Raw genomic sequence first — 252 nt, forward strand, 5'->3', positions numbered from 1 at the left:
GGTCGGTTACGCATTCGATTCGGCAGACGGTCAACTCGCACGCCTGCGCGGGGGCGGCACGCCTGCTGGTGAGTGGCTCGATCATGTGGTCGACAGCATCAAGACCACCGCACTGCATCTCGCGGTGTTGATCGGTTGGTATCGCCACTACGACGTCACAGATGTCAGATTGTTGTTGATTCCCATCGGTTTCACACTGGTGGCATCCGTCTTTTTCTTTGTCCAGATCGTGACCGACCAGTTGCGACGCGC

The 252-nt window shown here is 57.9% G+C and carries 1 protein-coding gene; it reads left to right on the forward strand.

Annotation, left to right across the window (positions count from 1 at the left end; genetic code table 11):
• Positions 1 to 252: CDP-alcohol phosphatidyltransferase family protein (locus R0J92_RS24950; RefSeq protein WP_411053661.1), on the forward strand; the 252-nt coding region annotated here is incomplete at both ends.

The organism is Tritonibacter sp. SIMBA_163, from assembly GCF_046535935.1.
Lineage (GTDB): Bacteria > Pseudomonadota > Alphaproteobacteria > Rhodobacterales > Rhodobacteraceae > Epibacterium > Epibacterium scottomollicae.